Below are 20,562 nucleotides of genomic sequence, written 5' to 3' on the forward strand. Positions count from 1 at the left end.
GGCTATTAAAACTACTAAATCTATCTAGTCGAGGACTTAATTTATTTAGGGTTTATCTCAATATCTTGTGCTCGATATATCTCATATAATGACGCTTTTAAGTAAGTCATTCACTTCTGATGAACTAAGAATTGGGAGCGCAGGCGCGTTTATGGAACTTATTTCACTCAAGACTTTTAAATACGTAGTTGAATTCGGTGGCGTGCAAGCGGCATCGAAAGAGCTACATACTGTTCAATCCAATGTCACCGCACGCATTAAAAGGTTGGAAGAAGAGATTGGTTCGCCCCTGTTTTATCGTAAAGGACGTAAACTTGAGCTAACGCCTACCGGGTATACCTTGATGGACTATGCCAACCAATTGTTACAGCTAGAACATCAAGCCAGTATCGCGGTTAAGCAAGTGGGAGAAGCCGCAGGAGAGATTCGGATTGGCTCTATGGAATCTTTTGCTGCGGTTCGTATGCCTGGCTTGATTCAATCGTTACGAAAAAAACACCCGCATCTGATACCTCGTGTACAAACTGAAACCAGTGGTCAGTTGATAGAAGGTGTTTTGAACCACAAATTAGATTGCGCTTTTGTCGGCGGTCCAGTTCAGCATAAGGATCTTATTTGCCGTCAGGTGTTGAATGAAGAGTTGGTTTTAGCGTCAGCGAAAGGGGGCGAAGTCCCAGACTCTTTGATCATGTTTAGGCAGGGTTGTGCTTATCGTGAACGCGCTTTGAATTGGTTACGAGATAATGGCCGTCTAGACACAGAAGTTTTGGATATGGGGACTCAGGAGGGAATTTTGGGCTGCGTAGCTGTAGGGCTGGGGTTTACATTGGTACCTAGAAAAGTTGCAGAAGAATCACGTTATGCAAAAGATCTTAATATGGAGGTATTGGACGATAAATACAGTCAGGTGCCAACTATGATGATTACTCATAAAAACGCGATTGAAATGGCTGGTGTAGATACCTTACTAGAGCTGTTTGATGGTAAACCGCCTGAATGGGAATCAGCTGCTTAAGTTGTTATTTAAGCCAAGGATGGGCTTTGAAATTTTCAACAACATGGTCTAGGAATAAACGGACCTTAGGATTTAAGTTTTTGCGGCTAGGGTAGAGCGCGTGGATACCTACCGTCGGTACTCTATAATCGGTCAGCACTTCTTTAATCTCACCAGACTCTATTGCATCAAGGCAGAATGCTTTAGGAAGTCGAGCTATTCCCAAATTACGCTTTAGCATCTCAAGACTGAAACTCAAACTGTTTGCGCGTAAACGAAAGCTGAGTGATACCGGTTTACCTTGATTCCAGTTTTCAAAGGACCATTCATTAGAATTAAGGTGAGTTCCAATACACTGATGCTCCTTTAGATCATCGGGTGTTTTCGGTTCACCATATCGTTCTATATAGGTTTGGCTGGCATATAACTTAGAAGAGGCATTAGCGATCTTTCGACCTACTAGGCTCGAGTCATCTAAATTGCCCACTCGTAGTGCTAGGTCGATACCTTCTTGGACTAAATCTACGACGCGGGGACTGAGTTCGATATCGATCTGAATGAGTGGGTACTTCTCCATAAAGCTAGAAATCAGGTCATTCATAATGAAAATCCCAATTTCAGGAGGCATGGTAATGCGTAAGCGTCCCTTAGGTTCCCCTTGGGTGGAGGTTACGTGGTTTTCGATATCTTCTAGTTCAGAAAATAGGGGAAGGCAGCGTTCGTAAAAATTCTGACCATCAGCAGTCAGATTTAATTTACGGGTCGTGCGTTGTAGCAACCTTAAGCCTAAGTCATCTTCAAGTTGAGTAATGCGACGGCTAATGGTCGATTTTTGTATGCCCAACTTATCTGCAGCAGCGGTAAATCCATTGTGCTCTATTACCTGAATAAACAAACGGACATCGTTAAGATTCATAGATTGCTACAACTACGGAAATATTAAATAAAGTCAGTTTGAAAATTCATTACAGGATTAAGAACAGCTACCTTGGGTCGTTAGCACAATAGAAGGCGTTGTGGTTTTAACACTCTGGAAGCTCATGTCTGACTTATTAATGGTCATACTAGTTTTGTCCATACCGCCCATAACAGGGTCTTTAGCTGTTCTGGTTAACTTGATCTGCTCATCAGACTGTTTAACCGTAAAACCTGAAACGCCATTTACTACAGCTGAGCCATTTTTAATTACGACTGAATAGATGCAACGGCCTTCGGGGCAGTTACGCGTTTTAGGTGCTTTCATAAACGGAGCAGTGTAACTCGCATGAGTGTAAGAGCACGTGTATTGCTTATCTTCAGCAACAGCAGTCAAAGGCGTTGCGATACTTGCAGTAAAAACAACACCGGCGGCAAGTAGACTAATTTTGGTGTTCATAATCCTTCCCCGTAGTTTCCTTTATTAAGTCTAAGGTAAATTTACAATCCCTGAAAGTCTAAGTCTTAGTTTAACCTAGATAGCGGTATGCTTATTTTATTAACGCGCCTAATTTATTGAAGAATTTATTGGTTATTGATGCCAATAATTTTGAGTGATTATCAATAATGGCATACAAATAGGCCAACAAAGGTTGTGCTTGGAGAGGCTTGGGTAAGCACTCAAGCACGCTCTATATCTTCTGGCTTGATATGACCTTGTTTGGCCAATTCAGAATGGTTTGTCGTTCTGGGGGGAACCCGAAAGCACAGCTTGGTATGCAGCCTGTAAAATGTGAGTGATCCGTATTATCTACTATCACTCACTATTTAAGGGCTGTTAAAAACCACAGCCACCACTTGGGCAGCCACCACCGCTCATGCATGGAGGGGCTTCAGGGTTTTTAAGCGTTGAACTTTTAACAACCCCTGCGGTTGATAAAAGTTTTGTAACTTCCGAGTCTTCAGGGATCCCTTGTGGGTCTAGATTAGCGAGAATACATAGCTCACCCCAAGTCTTAGGGGTTAGGGCCATAGTGTGCTTCACTTCAACCACATCGCCTGTCGCTTCAATGCGATAATCGTATGTAGGCATAATTAGTCCAGTTTAGGTTCATGCCAGTTGATAGATTTTAGGAATTTGTGAGCAGGGTAGAATTTACCGTCGCTGCCTTCCTGATCCTTGGAGGATTTGATGTAGGCTTCAGGTAGTTCACCACCTACGTATACATCCAGTTGCTTTTCATTTTGGTAAAAAGCCAATGTTTGATCAACTTCGTCTTGTGTCTTGCACAGCTTAGATAGGTTGCTTGCTTGAACAGCAGCCATATCTTTGTCGGCATCAATACCCATGATGTGAGCCATACCGTAAGTCACAACAAGGATATCTGCTACTGCATCACGAATTTCAGAGGTATCTTTGTTTTCGAGACCTTCAACTAATTCAGCTAGCTCTTCTTTGATTAGGTGTAATTGCTTGCCAGCTTTTTCCCAATTTGGGTTCTCAAGGTTGCCTTGTTCATTACCAAATACAGTGTTTAGGTAAGAAACGTCAGTAAAGTTGCTCATTGTTGCTCCAAAAGGAATTCAGTTGTCTTAGTTTGCTTGTTGGGCAAACTGATAAATTTTGTCGATGACAGCACGCAGTCCGTTACCACGTGATGGGCTTAGATGGCGATCAAGTTCTAGTTGCTTGAATAAAGCGTCGACATCAAAAGCACAGATCTGATCTGCTGTTTTATGGTTGAAAGCGGTTTCAACCAATACTAGTAATCCACGAATAATACGGGCATCTGAGTCAGTAGCAAAGGTTAGCGTGCCGTTGGGCTCTTTGTTGATGACCAGCCAAGTATTACTTTCACAGCCTTTAACGAGGTGTTCGTCTGTTTTTAACTGTTGGGGAAGGCCTTTAGCAGATTTCCCAAGCAGCATTATTTCTCTGTAGCGAGCATTCCAGCCTGAGGTACCTTTAAGCTTATCGATCAACGATTCTGGCGATGAGTTTGATTCAATAAGCACAGATGTAGGGCGAGTAATCGAATCCAGTGCCTGAATGAAATGGTTCACTTCCGCTTCAGTATTATAAAAAGCGAAAGATGCTCGAGTTGTACCCGGTAAACCCAGTCTTTGCATTAGAGGCATTGCGCAATGATGCCCTGTACGGACAGCAATACCTTGTTGATCTAACAGCAAACCAATATCTTGCTGATGTTGATCGGTCAGTGTGAAAGATACCAAACTGACACATTCAGATGCTGAACCAATACGATTGAACCCTTTGATTTGAGAACAGCTATCAATAGCTGTTTTGAGCAAATGTTGCTCGTGTTGCTCCAGCAATGATCGATCAAAACTAGATAACCAGTTCAGAGCGGTTGCTAAACCGATGGTGGCACTGATATTCGGTGTACCTGCTTCAAACTTGAAAGGCAGATCGTTATAAGTCGTTTGATCAAAACTCACGTGTTTGATCATCTCGCCCCCACCTTGCCAAGGGGGCATGGCAGATAACAGTTCTTCCTTGCCGTATAGAACGCCAATACCAGTTGGAGCAAAAACCTTATGCCCCGAAAACAGGTAAAAATCAGCATCGAGATCTTGAAGGTCAACCTGAAGGTGGGGTAGAGCTTGGGCTCCATCGATAAGCACTAGCGCGCCAGCCTGATGAGCTAACTCTACAATGCGCTTCACAGGGTTAATCGTGCCTAAGGCATTAGATGCATGAGTTACTGCAACTAAGCGGGTTTTATTGGAAAGTAATTTTGCAAATTGCTCTAGATCTAACTCGCCATTGTCTAAGAGTGGAATGATTTTTAGGGCAACACCACTTCGCTGAGCAAGCATCTGCCAAGGTACAATATTAGCGTGATGTTCCAGTGTGCTTAGAATGATCTCATCGCCAGCTTTGAGTTGCTGTCCCCAGCTGCTAGCAACAAGATTAATCCCTTCAGTTGTGCCCCGTGTCCAGATGATCTCTTTTTCACTACGGGCATTCAGATAGCGAGCAACGGTGCTGCGAGCAGACTCAAAAAGCAGTGTCGCATCAGCACTAAGTGCATGGCTTGCACGGTGAACATTGGCGTTGCTGTACTGATAATAATCAGAGACAGAATCTATTACACATTGCGGCTTTTGAGTTGTGGCGGCATTGTCTAAATAGATTAAAGAGTTTCCATTAACTTTTTGATCTAAAATGGGAAACTGCTTTCTTATGTCCTGTAATAAGGTCTTAGGATCTCGCATGCTTTGGCTTAGCTATCCTTAGAGGCTTCATCTTTATCTGCAGCTTGTTCAGCCCAGTGAGCCAGCTGTTTGTTATAGCGCGCACGCCAGCGTGTGTACATCATGGCGCTGATGAAAAGCGTGCCTACAAGTAATGAATAGCCAATGCCATAGATAACCGTATTTGGATTAGTCGCAGCTAATACCGCCTGCATAAACAGTAGTAGAAGTACGAAGCAAAGCCATGCGTGTCCACGAGGATTACCTTTAATAATTACCCCTGCAAATGCAAGTAGAGGGGCCATATGAATGAGCCAGATTACCCAAGGTTTACCTGTTGGAACAGGAATAAGGAAAAGGTGCCAAAGCGTAAACCAACCAAGCAAACCTAGGTAGCTTCCTACACAAAGGATACGCCCTAATTTAGCTTTGCTTTGATAATCGTGATCATCAGGAATATATGCTTTCAACTGCTTGTACTCTCGTGGTTTTACTAGGCGTTTATAATTAAACGTTGTTTGCTAATCGGCGGGCCAGTTCACCCAAGCGCTTACCTTGGGCAATACATAAATTCTTTTCGATGGGGTCTAGCTCATCACTATTGTTTGGACCCGCTACGTGTGTCGGCCCATAAGGAGTGCCGCCGCTTTTAGTTTTTAATAACTCAGATTCGGAATAGGGTAAACCAGCAATGACCATGCCGTGATGCAGTAAAGGCATCATCATGGTAAGCAAAGTAGTTTCTTGGCCGCCATGTAAGCTAGAACTAGAGCTAAACACAGCCGCAGGTTTATTAATCAGTGCACCTGACATCCATAAGCTGCTAGTACTATCGATAAAATACTTTAATGGCGATGCCATATTTCCAAAACGAGTCGGGCTCCCTAACGCTAAACCAGTACAGTTGGCTAAATCATGTTCGGTACAGTAAAGCGCACCTTGATCAGGAATTGAAGGTTCCGTTGCTTCAGCAACCGTTGAAACTTCAGGTACTGTACGAAGACGAGCTTCAATTCCAGACTGTTCTATACCACGGGCAATATGTTTTGCCATCGATTGCGTAGCACCGTGGCGGCTGTAGTAGAGAACGAGGACGTAGGGAGCGCTCATATTAGATGATTTCCAGAACCGACTCTGGTGGACGACCGATTCTTGCTTGATCGCCTTTGATAACGATAGGGCGTTCGATTAGTTTTGGCACATTGGTCATGATCTCGATGATCTGATCTTCAGAAAGAGACATATCATCTAGGCCGTTTTCTTTGAATTCAGCTTCTTTTTTGCGAAGTAGATCGCGAGCAGAAATACCTAGCTGGCTTAGCACTACTTTCAGCTCATCAGCAGAGGGTGCTTCATCAAGATATTTACGAACTTGTGGCTCTACACCGTTCTCTTCTAATAGTGCTAGAGTCTGGCGAGACTTAGAACAACGCGGGTTGTGATAGATAGTTACTTCGCTCATTGTGCTATACCGTACTAAGGGATCAAGGTGAAATGATCCGTTCATTGTGTTGGATTATGCGATATTGTATACGCCTGTGTTACAGATTTCATGAAGGAACTGCATTTTAGGCCAGTGCTTAGCTGATTATTATGAGGATGGAAATGGCTTCGCTGTTAAATCACCGCGTTACACTGTTTATTCGATATCTATTTCGACAGTTTCTGCAGAACCAAGGGATTCTTAATGCGGCGGCATTAACTTATACCACGCTGTTTGCTGTAGTCCCATTGATGACTGTTTCTTATGCGATGTTGGCGGCAATTCCCTCTTTTCAAGGAGTGGGACATGAGCTACAAGGGTGGGTGTTTGATAATTTCGTGCCTGCCACCGGCGCCGTAGTACAGGATTACCTCAACGATTTCTCTTCTCAAGCACGTAAATTAACCGCAGTTGGTATCGCATTACTGGCCATCACATCGATTATGATGATGAAAAATATAGAGGCTGCATTTAATCGTATCTGGCGAGTGAATGAGTCTCGTAAAGGGCTTTCCAGTTTCTTGCTTTATTGGGCCATCTTAAGCTTGGGGCCAATTTTGATCGGTTTAGGCTTAGTTTTAACTTCTTATATCGCAAGTTTACCGTTTATCAGTGAGGCGACAGAGGCGGTGGGTCGTGCGCGCTTATTGTCAGCATTACCTACAATCTTGTCGGCTACCGCTTTTACTTTGATGTATGTCGCTGTACCTAACTGTCCTGTGCCCTTTAAAAGCGCGCTATTAGGTGGTGTAGGTGTAGCGCTGTTATTTGAAACAGCGAAAAGAGGCTTTACTGCGTTTGTTACCCAGTTCCCATCTTATGAACTGATCTACGGTGCTTTCGCAGCCGTGCCTCTATTTCTGCTTTGGATCTTTATCAGTTGGGTCATCATATTGATGGGGGCTGAGCTAACGCGCTGTATTACAGTTTATCGGCCTAATGAGCGAGCTAATGATCTTCCACATCTATATTCGGTTGTGGCGGTGTTGCACCGTTTATGGAAGGCTCAACAGCAAGGGGAATCAATCTCGGATCACAAGCTTCTACAAGAGGTGGATGCTTTGGATCAGGGGCGTTGGGATAGCTATCTAAAAATCCTATTAGAGGGAGGTATCGTTAAACGCAGTGACCAAGGTGAATATCTCTTAAGTCGGGATTTAGGATGTTTAACTCTGTATCAACTTAATCAACTACTTCCTTGGCCTACACCTTTACCGGTAAGCACTACCAGTGTAGTGGAGTGGGAGAGGGTGCTTAATGAAAAGTTGATGAAAACTTCAGAGCAGGAACGGCAGGTTTTTTCTCTGACTTTAGAATCATTGTTTTCTGCCAAAGATGAAAACAATATTAACACTACAAAACAATTCAACGGTTAAAGGTCTTAGGTTTAAAAAAGTGGCAGATTTATCCATTCATGCATTTGTCAGTGGTCGCGTCCAAGGTGTTTGGTTTAGACAATCGACTAAGGAGAAAGCGATATCTTTAGGTGTTCGTGGTTGGGTTAGAAACCTAAATGACGGTAGGGTAGAGCTAATGGCAACCGGTGAAGAATTGGCCGTGCAGCAATTAGACGCTTGGTTAAGCCAAGGACCGGAGCTTGCTAATGTTGCTGAAGTCATTAGTGAAAGGGTGGATAACATTGATGCGCCTCAAACCTTCGAAGTGCGTTAATAGCCTAAACTATCTTCAAAGTTTCAACAGTCTTTGGAAGGGACTATGTTTGACAAATTAAAATCTATTGTTGGTTTGGGTAAAGAGCATTCTGCTAAAAAGAGTGTGTTAAAAGCTCAGGCTTCTGACGCAGGATTACAGGAAATTGAAGAAAAAGAAATAGATGCTTCACCTCAAACGATAGAGCATTCCAGAGAATTATCACTCTCCTTTATCAGTAATTTGTTAGGTGTAAGGGCTGTAATTACAGAGGATTCAACCAAACAAGAAGAATTGTTACGAGTTGCTCTAGAGCAAGAATTAAAGAGCTTAAACGAAGAATCTATACCTAAGCTTTCTAAGAATGCACTTTTATTGATGAACGCATTGGTTGATCCAGATTCTCCTCAAGAGCGAATTGTAACAGCTATAAAAGAGGATCCTGCGCTTGCCGGTAAAGTTATTTCCATTGCCAATTCGCCTACTTTTATTGGTTCAGACATGGAGATTAAAGACTTGGAACATGCGTTAAGCATGTTAGGCCAGCAAAGATTAAAGGATGTTGTTTTATCATCCTTGATGGCAGATAAATTTGAGATCGATAGCTTTTATTTCGAAGTCTTTGGCAAAGCGTTATGGGGACATTCTTCTGAGGTGGCCAATAACGCTAAAAAAATATCAGAAGTGATTGGTGGTAATCCAAATCTAGCTTACTTTGTTGGCTTAGTGCACGATATTGGTAAGCTGATTATCTTTAAAAAGCTCATAGAGTTACATGCTGATGGAAAGCAACAGCCACACCCGCAAGTATTTAGTAATTTGTTAACTGATTATTCACATACTTTGACTCGACGTGCATGTGAAGTATGGGAGCTACCAGAGGACTGGTACATACCTATCCTTGAGTTTCAGATGGAAACGCAAGGTGATTGCCGACAGCCTGAATCGGTGGCGTTGTTCTTAGCCAATGCTTTTGCAGAATTGAATACTTTATATAGTGAAGGTGAGATAACAGAGTTTGAGTTGGTATGGCGCCTTCAGCAAGCCGGATCAACTGTAGATGATTTCAGAAAACTGTATCCAGAAGAAGAAAATTAAAAACAATAAAAAAACGGGCGTAAAGCCCGTTTTTTATGAAGTTCTAATCTGAAGAGTGATCTTACAGATTGATACGCTCAGCCAGTAGCGGTAGTACGCCATCAACTGCAACGTCTTGTTTCTCGTCGTCACGACGGCCTTTGTATTCCAAAGTTCCCGCTTCGATACCACGAGGAGAGATAACAACGCGATGCGGGATACCCATAAGATCAGAATCAGCAAATTTAACGCCTGGACTAGTCTTCTTATCACGGTCATCCATGATGACATCGTAACCTGCCTGCTGTAGTTCACGGTACAGCTTGTCAGTTAGTTCGCGCACTTCATCGGACTTATCGTACTGAAGAGGAATAAGCGCAACGTGGAAAGGAGCAATCGCTTCCGGCCAGATAATACCACCATCATCATGGTTCTGCTCAATCGCAGCTGCAATTACACGAGTAACACCGATTCCGTAACAACCCATATCCATGACTACAGACTTACCATTTTGATCCAATACTTCAGCACTTAGGGCTTTTGAATACTTCTGACCTAGCTGGAAAATGTGACCTACTTCGATACCACGTTTGATGACAAGTGTACCTTCACCACATGGGCTCGGATCACCTTCAACAACGTTACGAAGATCAGCGACTTCCGGTAGATCAACGTCGCGATTCCAGTTGATGCCAAACAGGTGTTTACCATCGATATTAGCGCCAGCGCTAAAGTCGGATGTTTTAGCAACTGTGCGGTCAACAATCACTGGGATGTCTAAGCCGACAGGGCCAAGGGAGCCCGGGCCTGCACCGATTAGATCACGGATCTGTTCTTCAGTAGCAAATTCTAGTGGCTCAGCCACTTGTGCAAGTTTCTCTGCCTTGATCTCGTTTAACTCGTGATCACCACGAACCAACAGGGCAACAAAATCTGCATCGCACTCTTCAGATGCTGCAACGATCAATGTTTTAACGGTTTTTTCAATTGGTTGATCAAACTGCTCAACCAATTCATCAATTGTCTTCGCATTTGGTGTATCTACTGTCGTCATCTCAACAGATGGCGCTGCTAGATCGCCTTTAGGAGATAAAGCTTCAGCTAATTCTACGTTTGCTGCGTAATCGCTGACATTAGAGAACGCGATGTCATCTTCACCAGAGTCTGCAAGTACGTGGAATTCGTGAGAGGTAGCACCACCGATTGAACCTGTGTCCGCAAGTACAGGACGGAAATCCAAACCTAGACGGTTAAAGATATTGGTATAAGTTTGGTGCATTACATCGTAAGTCTGTTGAAGAGATTCTTGACCTACGTGGAAAGAGTATGCGTCTTTCATGATAAATTCACGTGAACGCATTACGCCAAAGCGAGGACGAATTTCGTCACGGAATTTAGTTTGGATCTGGTAAAAATTTGCAGGAAGCTGCTTGTAGCTTTTGATCTCACGACGGATAAGGTCAGTGATTACCTCTTCGTGCGTAGGGCCAACACAGAATTCACGATTGTGACGATCGTTAACGCGCAGTAGCTCAGGACCGTAAAGCTCCCAACGACCAGACTCTTCCCAAAGCTCAGCAGGCTGAATTGCTGGCATTAGGACTTCCATCGCGCCGGATTTGTCCATCTCTTCGCGGACGATACGCTCAACCTTGCGAAGCGTGCGAAGGCCAAGCGGCAACCAGTTATAAAGACCTGAAGCAACTTTACGAATAAGGCCTGCTCGAAGCATCAACTGGTGGCTGATGACTTCAGCATCAGATGGCGTTTCCTTAACGGTGGATATGAGATACTGGCTAGTGCGCATACTTTTACTCAATAAATTTTAAATTCGTTTCAAATCGCCACATTGTAGGTGGCTGCAGTGGTGCTGCCAAGGAAAAAACTACTCAGCAGCTGCATTTTTCAATGTAACTTCCCGTTGAGGGAATGGAATTTCTATATCAGCGGTTTGAAGTGCTTTAAATACAGCTAAATTCACTTGATATTGCACTTCAAAATAGCGGTCGGTTGGCACCCAATAACGGTAAGCAATATTGATAGAAGAATCAGCAAATGCTTCGATGCCAACTTGTGGCGGAGATTCTTGAGAGAGTTCATCAAATTGGGCTAAAGATTGTTTGATTACTTGAATCGCGACTTCTGGATCTGCGCTGTAGCTAATACCAACAGAGGCTTCTACAACCTTATTAGCGAAAGAATTGGTAATCACTTCCCCAACAATATGTTTGTTAGGAATCGTAATGATCTCACCGTCTTCTGTGGCCAGTAGGGTGTGTGCGAGCTTAATCTCTGTTACTACACCAGAAATTTCGTTAATCGTAATAGTATTACCGACGACAAAAGGGCGAGTCAGGATAATAGTGAAACCTGCGCCGTAATTGGAGAATACGCCTTGTAAGGCAAGACCAGCACTTAGAGATACTGCACCGATCGCTGCCACGAAAGGCGCAACGCTGATACCAAATTTACCTAAACAAATAACCAGTACCATGGCTATGATTAGCAGCTTTACGGTACTGGCAATAAATAAACTTAGGGTAATGTCTACGCTATTTTTTTCACATAGCTTAAGAGCGAACTTACCTATTGATCGAGCGACAATCAGGCCGATCAGAAATATGATGATCGCGCCGATTACCTGAAAACTGTAATTGACGAAAAAATCTATGACCAAATTTGTTAAACGAGTTATGGTTTCTAGCTCGTTTTGAATCTCTTGCTCCATCAATAGGCCTCTTAACTAATTCGTTTCAGGCCGTCATCCTTTCAGAATCTTCGATAAAAGCAAAGAGTTCAGGCAGTTCTTTTTCACTGAATACAGGGATGCCGTTACGCATTAGTTCAGCTGCAGCTACACCTGAACCTTCAACTAGGTTGCCGGAAAAATTGCCGTCATAGATACGTTTGTTGCCACAAGACGGGCTTTTGGCCTTCATAAGCGCGCAAGCGACACCTTCTCGTTTGGCTATTTCTAAGGTTCTTTCAGCACCAGATAAAAATTCAGGCGTAACGTCGTTGCCATCTTGTGTGGTGATAAGAATAGGGAATTTGCACTGAGTTTCAGCTGGTGGACGTGGTGTGCTTAAACCACCTGCGACTTCAGGGCAGATAGGGACAAAGCGGCCTTCCTTGTGCCAATGCTGCAATGTTGGGTGGTCAATTAAGTGATGGCCGCCATCATAGCGTACGCGATCACCTAGCATGCAGGCACTAATCAAAATCTTCTTCATGGTAGTCCATTTTTGTTGTTATTTTTTTGCTGGCACATTCTACTCATGGGTAGAATGATCGCAATCGACCAAAGTATAGAATTTGATCAAATCTATTGATGAGGATCAGTAAAATTAGGAAGGGGTGATGTACGTGAAGAGAAAAGGTAACGCCAGCGGCGGCTGGCGTTAGGGAAGAGGATGTTATGCTTCTTTCTTATCAACCATAAAGGTTGCTGTACCTGTAGCGACAACTTTCTCGCCTACCGTTACATCTGTTTTACATTTTACGCGACTACGACGTGCATCAATCTCTTCAACTGTAAGCGTTGCTTTAGCTGTGTCACCAATAAATACAGGTGCACGGAACTTGATCTGCTGATCAACATAAATAGCACCAGGTCCTGGCAGCTTAGTGCCAGCAACGGTAGAGATCAGCGCAGCGCTAAACATGCCGTGTACAATACGCTTTTCAAATGGTGTTGTTTTCGCGTAATCATCGTTGATGTGAACTGGGTTTGTATCGCCGGAAATACCCGCAAACATGCACACGTCTGCATCAGTAATGGTTTTGGCAAAGCTGTCGCTCATACCTACTTCTAAATCTTCTAGGTAGTAACCGTGTAGTTCCTGCATGGGGATGTTCCTTTAAATAGAATATGCAATCTGCGCATCATAACCAAAAGAAACCGCCTCTGCCTATGTATTAAATCAGTTAGTAACAATTCGTAAGAATTAATTATCTCGGTAAATTTGGCCTGTGAATTAGGGATGCCGCATGAAACTGTCAACTTGCAATGAATTGCTGTATCTTACAGACCAAATTTTTCTAATGGATTTGAGACCCGTTTAGCCATGATTATCAAACCAAAAATTCGCGGTTTTATTTGTACTACTACTCACCCAACTGGCTGTGCAGCTAATGTGCGTGAGCAAATCGAATACACTCAGAAGAAGGGCGCTATTGTAAATGGCCCTAAGCGTGTTCTAGTAATTGGTGCATCCAGTGGCTACGGTCTATCTTCCCGTATCGCAGCAGCATTTGGTTCGGGCGCAGCGACGATTGGTGTATTTTTCGAAAAGCCAGGTACTGAGCGTAAAACAGGTACTGCAGGCTGGTATAACTCTGCAGCATTTGATGCAGAAGCTAAGGCTGCTGGACTTTACTCTAAAAGCTTGAACGGCGATGCTTTCTCTCACGAAGCAAAAGAGAAAACGATTGCGCTTATTAAAGAAGAGATGAAGCAGGTTGATTTAGTTGTTTACTCTCTAGCTTCCCCTGTTCGGAAAATGCCAGATTCTGGAGAAGTTATCCGTTCTTGCCTTAAACCTATTGGTGAGCCGTACAAATCTACAGCGATTGACACTAACAAAGATGTCATCATCAATGCTGAAGTTGAACCAGCGACTGAAGAAGAGATCGCAGCTACTGTAACAGTAATGGGCGGCGAAGATTGGGAACTATGGATGGACGCGCTTTCTGAAGCAGGCGTGCTAGCTGATGGTTGTAAATCTGTAGCGTACTCTTACATCGGTTCTGATATTACTTGGCCAATCTACTGGGATGGTGCACTAGGTAAAGCTAAGCAGGATCTTGATCGTGCTGCTAAAGAAATCGATAGCAAGCTTAACGCAACAGGCGGCCAAGCGAACATTGGTGTTTTAAAATCTGTTGTGACTCAGGCAAGTTCAGCAATCCCGGTTATGCCTTTGTACTTGGCAATGTGCTTTAAGGTGATGCGTGAGCAGAACCTGCACGAAGGCTGTATGGAACAAGTTCAGCGTTTATTCGATACAGGTTTATACGGTGATACAGCCGAAATGGACGATGTTAACCGTTTCCGTATGGACGACTGGGAGCTTAAAGAAGAAGTTCAGAATGCGTGCCGAGAGATCTGGCCTCAAGTGACTTCTGAGAACCTATTCGATCTTACAGATTATCAGCTTTATAAAGATGAGTTCTTGAAACTATTTGGTTTTGGCATCGACTCCGTAGATTACGAAGCAGATGTTAGCCCTGTAGCTGAGTTTGATGTGAGTGACATCTAATCGTTTATACGTAACAGGAAGCCAATTGGCTTCCTGTTTGCTTTATACCTTGCCTCAATTGAGCATACTGTCAGAGATTGCTCAGTCCTTAAAATCTAACAGCTCTACATCAAATATAAGCACTGACCCAGGTGTAATCACGCCTGCAGATCCATTTCCGTAAGCTAGATTTGATGGAATATAGAAGCGGTATTTGTCGCCCATTGCCATCAATTGTAATCCTTCTGTCCAGCCTTTAATGACTTGATTGAGACCAAATTCAATAGGTTCTCCACGATCGACTGAGCTATCAAACACTGTGCCGTCTATCAGTGTACCGTGGTAATGAACTTTTACTGTGGATGTAGCGCTGGGGTGGGATGTTGCATCAGCCTTTTCGATAACTTTAAACTGCAATCCAGAGCTGGTTTGAGTGACGTCTGGATCGTTTATGTTTTCAGCTAAAAATTCTTGGCCAGCTTTTTTATTGGCTTCTGCGAGTTTTAAATTATTTTGGCGACTAGTGTAGAGAAATAAAACGATGGCCAATATTAAAAGCGGTAGTACATATTCCATAAAGGCTGTGCTCTTGAAGATGTGAAAAAACTCAATCTATAGCACTGGCAATCAACTGACAAGAAAGTGTTTAGGTATCTGCTAAAGTAATGCTTGTAATTGCTCTTTCTCTTCAGCGTTGTAGTTTTGTAGCAGGGACGGTGTTTTAGGCGGTAGCTTATCGGTTTCTTTGGTTATCTGTGCAAGGTTGAAATATAGATAGTCATGCATCCACTGCTGATAACTCTGTAGCCAGCCACACATGAGTTCTTCTGTAGAAGTTTCATCTGGAGTAAAGCCCGCTTGTAAATCTTCTTCGGTGTATAGGTAGCCCAGTTTTAGATCATGATAAGTAGGGTTGTCATTACAAAAATAATCGACAGAAACTCTATCAGAAAATTCCTTATGCAGTATGTAGCTAATACGGCTCACGGATAATGGGCCAGCACTGAGCGAGTTAATATGCTCGGTTGCTTGATGTGAAAAGGACTCAACAGTGGAATCGGCATATAAAACTGCCGCCATAACTTGGTCGATTCTGAAAACGGCGACGATCTCTTTTTTAAGTTGCTTTAGATAGCAAGCTTTCTGATTGGCTGGAAGAAACTGTTCAAGCATGTCTAGGTAAAATTTATCGATGCTGGAAATGCTCGGAGCCTCTTCGAGTGCCTTAACGTGCTTTTGGATCTGTTCATGAACAGGAATCTGTTCTAGTGCGTTTAGGCGCTTTGTCGTATGTGTAACGGCGTACATGATCGACTCCAAATTAGTTTCTGCTAATCGGGTTTTAGCAAAGCTAATGCCAGATTTGATAAACAATTAATTATCAGTGAGTTGGCAAGCTGCTAGCTAAAGAACGAGGTAGGTTGGGGGGGCAAGTTGCCGTTTTAAATTCCTAGTGGCGTGTAGGGAGGCAAAAAATGACCGAGTTATTTTTGGTTGTTGTCGGCATCTGCAAGAATAGTTTAAATAGCGATGGTTTTTTCTATTTGCTTGCATATAAAATTGGTTTATTGCTTATCAAGCTTTCAGATAATTTAAGGAAAAGAGATTGGATCTTAAACGAAAAGTCCCGTTGCATTTGGATGCAGCAATACTGCTTGCGATTGTTTTCGTGTGTTCATTAGGCTTCAACCTTTTTCAGATGTACCAAGTTGTAGAGTTGAATAAAGAGACAAGCCAACAGGGCTTTCAGGCCATGCTTGATCAAATAAATTTGGAGGAAGCTTTGAAAAGGGTGAAGGTCTTAGAGCAGAGTTGTGAGCTTGAGGCTGATGATTCTTAACAAGCTGGATCTATAGATAATAAAAAGGACGCAATCGCGTCCTTTTTATATGTGTGAGGCTAGGGTGATGGGATCACTCGCTTAGCAAATTCACAGAATCTTTATCGATGTCGTAATCGTAATAAGCCATGCCTAGTTTGTTTAGGTAATCCATTCGATCAGCGCTTTTTAGATCAATTTGTGGTGCTTCTAGGCCGCATTCTTCATAGATGCCGGCTAAATGTGCCAAATAAGCTTCGCCTTCTTTTACCATTAATAGACTCGCTGCGCCTACATCAGTTTTTACTCGGCTGTTCAGATCATCTGAAAGCGTCACTTCAAAAACGACAGGTTCTTCATCGCCTTCGATACGTACGGAGCGGTTTCTAACAGTTTGTTCAGCCCAAAAGTAAGCTAGCTCTTTGCTTTGCGTTAGGAATACAGGCTCGATGGTTTCGGTATAGCTATTACCGATTGTAGCCATTGTTTGTTTCGCAGCTTGTTTAAGCGCCTTGTCGCCAGAACGATTTAACCCCTGATCTTTGATTGATTCGACCAGCGCGGAAGATGTGCCATGGTACCAAGTGTTACTAGTGGCAAAACCCTGTTCGGTTAACAGTTCTTTAGCGTCTGTAAGAAAAGTAGGTGTAGTCATAATCTAAATCACTTAATCAGTTTGCAATTGAAAGCAGTAGGGGATTCTATCTTAAAAATAAAAATGAATCCTTTTTAACTTTCTTAGTATTTGTAGCAGGTATAAAAAAGGCGACACCTTAAAAAGGGGCCGCCTTTCTACGCAAGGTAGATGCCCTAGCAAGCTAGAGCATGCGCCTTAGCTAGTATTGCTTAGTTAAACTGGTTAGACGTGTTTTTCGCGCCGCCAGCTTTTAGAGCGTTCTCACCAGCAAAGTATTCTTTGTGGTCGTCGCCGATGTCAGAACCAGACATGTTTTGGTGCTTAACACATGCGATAGTCTGACGGATTTCTTTACGCTGTACGCCTTCAACGTAACCAAGCATAGCCTTCTCACCGAAGTATTCTTTAGCCAAGTTATCAACAGACAGTGCAGTCGTGTGGTAAGTAGGCAGAGTGATTAGGTGGTGGAATACGTTCGCTTCGCGAGCAGTATCAGCCTGGAACGTTTGAACGCGAGCGTCAGCAGCGTCAGACAGCTCAGAACCGTCGTAATCAGCAGACATTAGGTTGTCGCGGTCGTAACCAGAAACGTCTTTACCTTCAGCAGCCCATGCATCGTAAGTCTGCTGACGGAAGTTTAGAGTCCAGTTGAAAGATGGAGAGTTGTTGTAAACTAGTTTCGCATTTGGGTGTACCTTGCGAACGTCGTCCATCATGCCTTTGATTTCGTGAACTGTTGGTACAGCAGTCTCGATCCAAAGAAGGTCAGCACCAGCATTGATAGCTTCGATACAATCGAATACGCAACGCTCGTGGCCAGTACCTGCGCGGAACTGGTATAGACCAGAAGGTAGACGCTTAGGACGAACTAGCTTGCCGTTACGGCTGATTAGTACGTCGCCTTCAGCAGTATCTTCTGGAGCAACTTCTTCAACGTCTAGGTAAGAGTTGTATACGTCGCCTTGATCGCCTGGTTCTTTAACTACAGCGATTTCTTTAGTTAGGCCAGCACCTTCAGAGTCAGTACGAGCAACGATAACACCGTCATCTACACCTAGCTCAAGGAAAGCGTAACGTAGAGCACGTAGTTTAGCGTGGAAGTCAGCGTGAGGAACAGTTACTTTACCGTCCTGGTGACCACACTGCTTCTCGTCAGCAACCTGGTTTTCGATCTGTAGGCAGCACGCACCTGCTTCGATCATCTGCTTAGCCATTAGGTAAGTCGCTTCAGCGTTACCGAAACCAGCATCGATGTCAGCAACGATTGGCACTACGTGAGTTTCGTGGTTGTCGATCTGAGACTGGATGTCAGCTTCTAGAGCAGCATCACCAGCTTCACGTGCTTTGTCTAGTGCACGGAATAGACCGCCTAGTTCACGAGCGTCAGCTTGACGAAGGAATGTGTAAAGTTCGTTAACAAGAGAAGCTACAGAAGTTTTCTCGTGCATAGACTGGTCTGGTAGAGGACCGAAGTCAGAACGTAGAGCAGCAACCATCCAACCAGATAGGTATAGGTAACGACGCTCAGTAGAACCGAAGTGCTTCTTGATAGAGATCAGCTTCTGCTGACCAACAAAACCGTGCCAGCAGCCTAGAGACTGAGTGTACTTAGTTTTGTCTTTGTCGAACTCAGCCATGTCGCGACGCATGATACCAGCAGTGTACTTAGCGATATCTAGGCCAGTTTTGAATTTGTTCTGAGCGCGCATGCGTGCAGCAGATTCTGGGTTGATTGCATCCCAAGGGCTACCAGCTTCAGCTTTAAGACCTGCAATGCTTTCGATGTCTTTGTTCAGTGATGACATGGTCATTCCTTCTATATTAGTTGCTAGCCAGTTTTCGGCTAACTCTTAAAAGTTTCGCAATCGATTCTAGTGCGGTTAACCCTATAATTGAAATAAATGCCTGTTATTTGCAGTATTTATCCTGTGAATAGTTCTATGGTATTATCACTGAAACACGCATGATTACGGCATTGATATGAATCTGGATAAAATCGACCTTAACCTTTTGGTGTATCTTGATATTTTGCTGCGGGAGCGTAATGTGACTCGATCCGCCAGCTTACTTGGGATTACACAGCCTGCTATGAGTAACGGTTTGCGGCGGTTGCGTGAAACTTTTGGTGACCCACTTTTGGTTCGAACCAGTGAAGGAATGGTGCCTACTGAGCGTGCTCAATCATTGCAGCCACTGCTTAGACAGATCCTTGCATCGGTAGAACAGGTTATAGAACCAACAACAGAGTTTGATGCTAAATCCAGTGATCGAGTCTTTCGTATAATGACCAGTGACTATGGTGAGGCAACGCTATTACCCCGATTATTAAAGCGTTTGAACCGTGAAGCGCCAGATGTTGTCCTTGATATCCTAACGCCGAGTGATATGAGCTTTCTTGAAGTGGAGCAGGGCTTGGTTGATCTGGTTATTAACCGTTTCGATACTATGCCGCAATCCTTCCATCAAAAGACCTTATGGAAAGATTCGTTTTCGTGTTTGTTTGCCGTAGATAATCCCATTTCCCATGATTACTGTTTGGAAACTTATATCAGGGCAAATCACGTTTGGGTGAGTAAAACCGGCATGGGAGCTGGTATGGGTATCACGCCTGAGGATACCAAGCGGCTCGGTTGGGTTGACGAGGCATTAGACTCAATTGGCTATAAACGCCATATCTCGGTATTTACTCGACATTATCAATCAGCTGCATTGCTTGCATCTCAGCGTGGGCTTATTGCAACTATTCCGAGTCGTGCTGCTGCTATACAATCAGAAAGCCCAAGATTAGTAGTGAAAAAACCGCCTTTTGATATTCCGGAATTTGAGTTCAAAATGGCGTGGAGCCCATTGCTACAACATAACGCTGCTCACCGTTGGATACGTCAGGTTATCTCTGATGTGGCTTCGGTTTCCTAAATAACGTTAAGTTATAATTTTTAATTAATCTAATAAGGCGGTTTAACCGCCTTATTTTTTGCCTAATGATTCTTCAGGTATTGCGCATTCAATTGTTGGGTGGAGCATGGCTTGCTTGGTCTTCTTTGTTTGCGGTATCGAAATTAGTCCAAAAAACAGCATAAAACCAATGTACCAATTAGCAGTTAGGAAAATCTGTGAATTTGAAAGGTATTGTTCTATGACGTTGCCTTCCATTCTTGGCATATGCAAGTACATCGAATACAGGTACCAGGCTAAAATTTGAATAACGATCAAATGATGGAACCATCTGAACATCGCTTTGAACTGTTCTACCAAGATAAAAGATAAGAGTAGAAAGGCTGCAGGTATGGCGATGGTTATATAATCGCGAAGCCCTAGAGTGTCACTCACAAGGTATATAGCTATGCTGCTCAGCCATACTGTTAAAGTCAGTAGTTTCATCGGAATTCCTTTTCTTTATTACAGCAATTAGGCTTGTATCATCTGTTTCGGTCAACAGGTCAAATGCCCGAGTTAACTATTTGATTTGCTTTGCATAGGCGCTTAGAGATGTAATCAAGCTTTACACCATGCCGAGTTACGAAAGAC

General features: G+C 43.4%; 24 protein-coding genes. 7 read left to right on the forward strand and 17 right to left on the reverse strand.

Going from position 1 to position 20,562, the window contains the following annotated elements; translation table 11 throughout:
• Positions 1 to 151: 151 nt before the first annotated feature.
• On the forward strand, positions 152 to 1,015 hold the full coding sequence (locus tag ACMXYO_RS07650) for a LysR substrate-binding domain-containing protein (RefSeq protein WP_415887905.1): 864 nt from the start codon (positions 152 to 154) through the stop codon (positions 1,013 to 1,015).
• A gap of 4 nt (positions 1,016 to 1,019) precedes the next feature.
• Here the strand turns inward: ACMXYO_RS07650 and ACMXYO_RS07655 are convergent, their stop codons facing one another.
• The 8 genes from ACMXYO_RS07655 to arsC all read right to left on the reverse strand — a co-directional run bounded on the left by ACMXYO_RS07655 (position 1,020) and on the right by arsC (position 6,590).
• On the reverse strand, positions 1,020 to 1,910 hold the full coding sequence (locus ACMXYO_RS07655; RefSeq protein ID WP_415887906.1) for a LysR family transcriptional regulator: 891 nt from the start codon (positions 1,908 to 1,910) through the stop codon (positions 1,020 to 1,022).
• Between the two features lie 57 nt (positions 1,911 to 1,967).
• Positions 1,968 to 2,369, reverse strand: coding sequence for a hypothetical protein (locus tag ACMXYO_RS07660; RefSeq protein ID WP_415887907.1), 402 nt, complete (start codon positions 2,367 to 2,369; stop codon positions 1,968 to 1,970).
• Between the two features lie 378 nt (positions 2,370 to 2,747).
• A complete protein-coding gene (locus tag ACMXYO_RS07665) occupies positions 2,748 to 3,002 on the reverse strand; it encodes a zinc ribbon domain-containing protein (protein ID WP_415887908.1) in 255 nt (84 codons plus the stop codon).
• A 2-nt stretch (positions 3,003 to 3,004) separates the two neighbouring features.
• Complete coding sequence (locus ACMXYO_RS07670) at positions 3,005 to 3,475, reverse strand: nucleoside triphosphate pyrophosphohydrolase family protein (protein WP_415881443.1); 471 nt, start codon at positions 3,473 to 3,475, stop codon at positions 3,005 to 3,007.
• A 27-nt stretch (positions 3,476 to 3,502) separates the two neighbouring features.
• Positions 3,503 to 5,149, reverse strand: a complete 1,647-nt coding sequence (locus ACMXYO_RS07675) for a SufS family cysteine desulfurase (protein WP_415887909.1) — start codon at positions 5,147 to 5,149, stop codon at positions 3,503 to 3,505.
• Between the two features lie 8 nt (positions 5,150 to 5,157).
• Positions 5,158 to 5,598 (reverse strand): DUF2069 domain-containing protein, encoded by a 441-nt coding sequence (locus tag ACMXYO_RS07680; protein WP_415887910.1) that lies wholly within the window; start codon positions 5,596 to 5,598, stop codon positions 5,158 to 5,160.
• 37 nt (positions 5,599 to 5,635) lie between these two features.
• Complete coding sequence (gene wrbA / locus ACMXYO_RS07685) at positions 5,636 to 6,238, reverse strand: NAD(P)H:quinone oxidoreductase (protein WP_415887911.1); 603 nt, start codon at positions 6,236 to 6,238, stop codon at positions 5,636 to 5,638.
• 1 nt (position 6,239) lies between these two features.
• On the reverse strand, positions 6,240 to 6,590 hold the full coding sequence (arsC, locus tag ACMXYO_RS07690) for an arsenate reductase (glutaredoxin) (RefSeq protein WP_415881439.1): 351 nt from the start codon (positions 6,588 to 6,590) through the stop codon (positions 6,240 to 6,242).
• A 143-nt stretch (positions 6,591 to 6,733) separates the two neighbouring features.
• Here arsC and ACMXYO_RS07695 point away from each other — a divergent pair, with 143 nt between their 5' ends.
• The 3 genes from ACMXYO_RS07695 to ACMXYO_RS07705 are packed head-to-tail and all read left to right on the forward strand — an operon-like array spanning position 6,734 to position 9,359.
• Positions 6,734 to 7,987 (forward strand): YihY family inner membrane protein, encoded by a 1,254-nt coding sequence (locus ACMXYO_RS07695; protein WP_415887912.1) that lies wholly within the window; start codon positions 6,734 to 6,736, stop codon positions 7,985 to 7,987.
• 19 nt (positions 7,988 to 8,006) lie between these two features.
• A complete protein-coding gene (locus tag ACMXYO_RS07700) occupies positions 8,007 to 8,282 on the forward strand; it encodes an acylphosphatase (RefSeq protein WP_415887913.1) in 276 nt (91 codons plus the stop codon).
• 45 nt (positions 8,283 to 8,327) lie between these two features.
• Positions 8,328 to 9,359, forward strand: a complete 1,032-nt coding sequence (locus ACMXYO_RS07705) for an HDOD domain-containing protein (RefSeq protein ID WP_415887914.1) — start codon at positions 8,328 to 8,330, stop codon at positions 9,357 to 9,359.
• Between the two features lie 61 nt (positions 9,360 to 9,420).
• Here ACMXYO_RS07705 and ACMXYO_RS07710 read toward each other — a convergent pair whose 3' ends face one another.
• The 4 genes from ACMXYO_RS07710 to ACMXYO_RS07725 form a co-directional block, all read right to left on the reverse strand.
• The gene (locus tag ACMXYO_RS07710) at positions 9,421 to 11,145 is read right to left on the reverse strand and encodes a proline--tRNA ligase (RefSeq protein WP_415887915.1); all 1,725 of its coding nucleotides are present in this window, start codon (positions 11,143 to 11,145) and stop codon (positions 9,421 to 9,423) included.
• Between the two features lie 78 nt (positions 11,146 to 11,223).
• Positions 11,224 to 12,066 carry a mechanosensitive ion channel family protein gene (locus tag ACMXYO_RS07715; protein WP_415887916.1) on the reverse strand — a complete coding sequence of 281 codons (843 nt, stop codon included), beginning with the start codon at positions 12,064 to 12,066 and terminating at the stop codon, positions 11,224 to 11,226.
• 25 nt (positions 12,067 to 12,091) lie between these two features.
• Entirely contained in the window at positions 12,092 to 12,571 is a 480-nt protein-coding gene (locus ACMXYO_RS07720; RefSeq protein WP_415887917.1) for a DUF523 domain-containing protein, read from the reverse strand.
• Between the two features lie 183 nt (positions 12,572 to 12,754).
• Positions 12,755 to 13,186 carry a MaoC family dehydratase gene (locus ACMXYO_RS07725; RefSeq protein ID WP_415887918.1) on the reverse strand — a complete coding sequence of 144 codons (432 nt, stop codon included), beginning with the start codon at positions 13,184 to 13,186 and terminating at the stop codon, positions 12,755 to 12,757.
• Between the two features lie 219 nt (positions 13,187 to 13,405).
• Between ACMXYO_RS07725 and fabV the strand changes: the two genes are divergently transcribed.
• Entirely contained in the window at positions 13,406 to 14,599 is a 1,194-nt protein-coding gene (gene fabV, locus ACMXYO_RS07730; RefSeq protein ID WP_415887919.1) for an enoyl-ACP reductase FabV, read from the forward strand.
• Positions 14,600 to 14,680: 81 nt separating this feature from the next.
• On the opposite strand, the gene ACMXYO_RS07735 is transcribed toward fabV, so the two are convergent.
• Complete coding sequence (locus tag ACMXYO_RS07735; protein ID WP_415887920.1) at positions 14,681 to 15,154, reverse strand: FKBP-type peptidyl-prolyl cis-trans isomerase; 474 nt, start codon at positions 15,152 to 15,154, stop codon at positions 14,681 to 14,683.
• An 81-nt stretch (positions 15,155 to 15,235) separates the two neighbouring features.
• Positions 15,236 to 15,886 carry a hypothetical protein gene (locus ACMXYO_RS07740; RefSeq protein WP_415887921.1) on the reverse strand — a complete coding sequence of 217 codons (651 nt, stop codon included), beginning with the start codon at positions 15,884 to 15,886 and terminating at the stop codon, positions 15,236 to 15,238.
• A gap of 298 nt (positions 15,887 to 16,184) precedes the next feature.
• Between ACMXYO_RS07740 and ACMXYO_RS07745 the strand changes: the two genes are divergently transcribed.
• A complete protein-coding gene (locus ACMXYO_RS07745; RefSeq protein ID WP_415887922.1) occupies positions 16,185 to 16,418 on the forward strand; it encodes a hypothetical protein in 234 nt (77 codons plus the stop codon).
• A 73-nt stretch (positions 16,419 to 16,491) separates the two neighbouring features.
• Here ACMXYO_RS07745 and ACMXYO_RS07750 read toward each other — a convergent pair whose 3' ends face one another.
• Both ACMXYO_RS07750 and ACMXYO_RS07755 read right to left on the reverse strand, forming a co-directional pair.
• Positions 16,492 to 17,052: a hypothetical protein gene (locus ACMXYO_RS07750; RefSeq protein ID WP_415887923.1), complete on the reverse strand. Its 561-nt coding sequence runs from the start codon at positions 17,050 to 17,052 to the stop codon at positions 16,492 to 16,494.
• Between the two features lie 191 nt (positions 17,053 to 17,243).
• Complete coding sequence (locus tag ACMXYO_RS07755; protein ID WP_415881425.1) at positions 17,244 to 18,839, reverse strand: isocitrate lyase; 1,596 nt, start codon at positions 18,837 to 18,839, stop codon at positions 17,244 to 17,246.
• A gap of 175 nt (positions 18,840 to 19,014) precedes the next feature.
• Here ACMXYO_RS07755 and ACMXYO_RS07760 point away from each other — a divergent pair, with 175 nt between their 5' ends.
• Complete coding sequence (locus tag ACMXYO_RS07760; protein WP_415887924.1) at positions 19,015 to 19,950, forward strand: LysR family transcriptional regulator; 936 nt, start codon at positions 19,015 to 19,017, stop codon at positions 19,948 to 19,950.
• 51 nt (positions 19,951 to 20,001) lie between these two features.
• Here the strand turns inward: ACMXYO_RS07760 and ACMXYO_RS07765 are convergent, their stop codons facing one another.
• Positions 20,002 to 20,415 carry a hypothetical protein gene (locus ACMXYO_RS07765; RefSeq protein ID WP_415887925.1) on the reverse strand — a complete coding sequence of 138 codons (414 nt, stop codon included), beginning with the start codon at positions 20,413 to 20,415 and terminating at the stop codon, positions 20,002 to 20,004.
• Positions 20,416 to 20,562 lie beyond the last annotated feature (147 nt).

This window comes from Neptuniibacter sp. QD37_6 (genome assembly GCF_047778085.1).
Taxonomy (GTDB): domain Bacteria; phylum Pseudomonadota; class Gammaproteobacteria; order Pseudomonadales; family Balneatricaceae; genus Neptuniibacter.

What these genes read in the sequence shown, in the direction of transcription:
- ACMXYO_RS07765 (WP_415887925.1), bottom strand. Translation starts at nt 20,415, where the DNA reads ATGAAACTACTGACTTTAACAGTATGGCTGAGCAGCATAGCTATATAC.
- ACMXYO_RS07760 (WP_415887924.1), top strand. Translation starts at nt 19,015, where the DNA reads ATGAATCTGGATAAAATCGACCTTAACCTTTTGGTGTATCTTGATATT.
- ACMXYO_RS07750 (WP_415887923.1), bottom strand. Translation starts at nt 17,052, where the DNA reads ATGACTACACCTACTTTTCTTACAGACGCTAAAGAACTGTTAACCGAA.
- ACMXYO_RS07655 (WP_415887906.1), bottom strand. Translation starts at nt 1,910, where the DNA reads ATGAATCTTAACGATGTCCGTTTGTTTATTCAGGTAATAGAGCACAAT.
- ACMXYO_RS07650 (WP_415887905.1), top strand. Translation starts at nt 152, where the DNA reads ATGGAACTTATTTCACTCAAGACTTTTAAATACGTAGTTGAATTCGGT.
- wrbA (WP_415887911.1), bottom strand. Translation starts at nt 6,238, where the DNA reads ATGAGCGCTCCCTACGTCCTCGTTCTCTACTACAGCCGCCACGGTGCT.
- ACMXYO_RS07735 (WP_415887920.1), bottom strand. Translation starts at nt 15,154, where the DNA reads ATGGAATATGTACTACCGCTTTTAATATTGGCCATCGTTTTATTTCTC.
- fabV (WP_415887919.1), top strand. Translation starts at nt 13,406, where the DNA reads ATGATTATCAAACCAAAAATTCGCGGTTTTATTTGTACTACTACTCAC.
- ACMXYO_RS07665 (WP_415887908.1), bottom strand. Translation starts at nt 3,002, where the DNA reads ATGCCTACATACGATTATCGCATTGAAGCGACAGGCGATGTGGTTGAA.
- ACMXYO_RS07720 (WP_415887917.1), bottom strand. Translation starts at nt 12,571, where the DNA reads ATGAAGAAGATTTTGATTAGTGCCTGCATGCTAGGTGATCGCGTACGC.
- ACMXYO_RS07705 (WP_415887914.1), top strand. Translation starts at nt 8,328, where the DNA reads ATGTTTGACAAATTAAAATCTATTGTTGGTTTGGGTAAAGAGCATTCT.
- ACMXYO_RS07725 (WP_415887918.1), bottom strand. Translation starts at nt 13,186, where the DNA reads ATGCAGGAACTACACGGTTACTACCTAGAAGATTTAGAAGTAGGTATG.
- ACMXYO_RS07670 (WP_415881443.1), bottom strand. Translation starts at nt 3,475, where the DNA reads ATGAGCAACTTTACTGACGTTTCTTACCTAAACACTGTATTTGGTAAT.
- ACMXYO_RS07715 (WP_415887916.1), bottom strand. Translation starts at nt 12,066, where the DNA reads ATGGAGCAAGAGATTCAAAACGAGCTAGAAACCATAACTCGTTTAACA.
- ACMXYO_RS07755 (WP_415881425.1), bottom strand. Translation starts at nt 18,839, where the DNA reads ATGTCATCACTGAACAAAGACATCGAAAGCATTGCAGGTCTTAAAGCT.
- arsC (WP_415881439.1), bottom strand. Translation starts at nt 6,590, where the DNA reads ATGAGCGAAGTAACTATCTATCACAACCCGCGTTGTTCTAAGTCTCGC.
- ACMXYO_RS07660 (WP_415887907.1), bottom strand. Translation starts at nt 2,369, where the DNA reads ATGAACACCAAAATTAGTCTACTTGCCGCCGGTGTTGTTTTTACTGCA.
- ACMXYO_RS07695 (WP_415887912.1), top strand. Translation starts at nt 6,734, where the DNA reads ATGGCTTCGCTGTTAAATCACCGCGTTACACTGTTTATTCGATATCTA.
- ACMXYO_RS07740 (WP_415887921.1), bottom strand. Translation starts at nt 15,886, where the DNA reads ATGTACGCCGTTACACATACGACAAAGCGCCTAAACGCACTAGAACAG.
- ACMXYO_RS07675 (WP_415887909.1), bottom strand. Translation starts at nt 5,149, where the DNA reads ATGCGAGATCCTAAGACCTTATTACAGGACATAAGAAAGCAGTTTCCC.
- ACMXYO_RS07710 (WP_415887915.1), bottom strand. Translation starts at nt 11,145, where the DNA reads ATGCGCACTAGCCAGTATCTCATATCCACCGTTAAGGAAACGCCATCT.